Annotated in this window: 3 protein-coding genes; all 3 read left to right on the plus strand. The window is 77.7% G+C overall.

Annotated features, from left to right (window positions below; genetic code table 11):
• Positions 1-697: adenylyltransferase/cytidyltransferase family protein (locus tag ACOJUF_RS17850; RefSeq protein WP_420123166.1), on the plus strand; the 697-nt coding region annotated here is incomplete at its 5' end.
• On the plus strand, positions 694-1419 hold the full coding sequence (locus ACOJUF_RS17855) for an SDR family oxidoreductase (RefSeq protein WP_420123167.1): 726 nt from the start codon (positions 694-696) through the stop codon (positions 1417-1419). The genes ACOJUF_RS17850 and ACOJUF_RS17855, both read left to right, overlap by 4 nt.
• 96 nt (positions 1420-1515) lie before the next feature.
• Positions 1516-2094, plus strand: a 579-nt coding sequence (locus ACOJUF_RS17860; RefSeq protein ID WP_420123168.1) for a glycosyltransferase family 9 protein, incomplete at its 3' end; no start/stop codon positions are given.

A 2094-nucleotide genomic window follows, 5' to 3' on the forward strand; every position in this document is an offset into this window, starting at 1 on the left:
GGCGACCCTCGGCCTGGCCCGCCGCGCCCTGCTGAGCGAGGCGGTCGGCGCCGCGGTGGCCGATGCGACGGCCTGGGTGCGCGGCACCGGCCGGGCCGCCGTCGGCGATCGGCCCGCGGCCGCCGCACCAGCGGTGGCCACCCCGGTGTCGGGGAGTGATCCGGCCCCGACGGGCGATGCGGCCGAGCTCGGCCGGACCCTGCGGGCCGGCGGGCAGCGGCTGGTGGCGTCCGGTGGCTGCTTCGACATCGTGCACACCGGTCACGTGGCCACCCTGCAGGCGGCCCGCCGCCTGGGCGACCGCCTGGTGGTGCTGGTCAACTCCGACGCGTCGGTGCGCCGGCTCAAGGGCCCCGAGCGCCCGATCGTCGCCCAGGCCGACCGCGCCCGGGTGCTCCGGGCCCTGGACTGCGTCGACGCGGTGCTGGTGTTCGACGACGACGACCCCCGCCGCGTCTTGGCCCAGCTGCGGCCCGACGTCTGGGTCAAGGGCGGCGACTACGGCGGCCTGCCGCTGCCCGAGAGCGAGGTCGTCACCGGGCACGGCGGTCAGATCGTCTTCGTGCCCTATCTGACCGGCCGCTCGACCACCGGCCTCATCGAACGGGCCCGCACTCGCACCGCACCGCCCGTCACCCCCGTCCACGGGCCCTCCGACGGCCCCCCGACCACCTCGACCCTGGAGGAAATCCGTTGACCACCGCATCGCTCGACCGCCCGATCGCCACCGATCTCCGGCCGCTCGGCACCGTCTTCGTCACCGGCGGGGCCAGCGGCCTGGGCGCCGCCGTGGTGGCGGCCGTCGGCGCCGCCGGCGGCACTCCGGCCGTCCTGGACCGCCGGCCGCCGGTGAACGGGACCGTGTACGGGGAGGTCGATCTGGCCGATCCCGACGCGGTGACCGCGGCGGTCGATGCCCTCGTCGACCGGGTCGGTCCGCCGTCGGCGGTGGTGACCGCCGCCGGCATCGACGCGTGCGGCCGGCTGGCCGACGTGCCGGCACAGGAGTGGGAAAGGGTCGTCCAGGTCAACCTGTTCGGCACCGTCCGGGTGATCCGCGCCTGCCTCCCGGCGCTGACCGCCGCCCGCGGCCGGATCGTGACGGTCGCCTCCACGCTCGCGCTGCGCGGGGTGAGCGACGCGACCGCCTACTGCGCGTCCAAGTTCGCCGTCCGCGGCTTCAGCCACGCCCTGGCCGCGGAACTGGCCGGCCAGGTCGGTGTCACGGTGCTGGTGCCCGGCGGCATGCGCACCCCGTTCTTCGACGGCCGGACCGAGCAGTACCGGCCCGGACCGGACGCCGACCTGGCCGACCCGCGGGCCGTCGCCGGTGGGGTCATCACCGCCCTGCGCCAGCCGCCCGGGACCGAGATCCGCGAGCTGCTCATCATGCCGGCCGGCGAGACGTCCTGGCCCTGAGACGCCGTGGTGACGCCGTCCACCGAGGCCGGGCGACCGCCCGGACCGCGGTCGGGACCCGCCTCGCGGCCCCGGATCGGGCCCGGGTGCGGCGACGTGCTGGTGCTCCGCGCTCTCGGGCTGGGAGACGCGCTGACCGCCGTGCCGGCGCTGCGCGGGCTGCGTCGCGGCTGGCCCGGCCGCCGGCTGGTGCTGGCCGCCGACGCGGCCATCGGCGACTGGCTGCGCGGCCTGGGTCTGGTCGACGAGGTCCTGCCGACCCGTGGTCTGAGCCCGCTGCGCTGGCCGCGGCCCGGAATGCTCGGCGACGGTGGGCATCTGGCGGTCAACCTGCACGGCTCGGGACCGCAGAGCCACCTGGTGGGGTCGGCGACCGGCCCCGCGGGGATGGGCGCCTTCCGCCAGCCGGGGGCCGGATTCGACGACGGCCCACCGTGGCGCGACGACGAGCACGAGGTCGATCGCTGGTGCCGGTTGGTGACCGCGGCGGGCGGCCCGTGCGACCGGGCGGACCTGGGGTTGGCGCCGCCGGGCCCGCGCACGGCCGAGATCGTGCTGCACCCGGGGGCGGCGGCGGCGGCGCGCCGGTGGCCGGCCGAGCGCTGGGCGCGCGTGACCGCGGATCTGGTGGACGCCGGCCAGCCCGTGGTGCTGACCGGCGGTCCGGCCGAGATC

It is taken from the genome of Nakamurella sp. (assembly GCF_048594475.1).
GTDB lineage: Bacteria > Actinomycetota > Actinomycetes > Mycobacteriales > Nakamurellaceae > Nakamurella.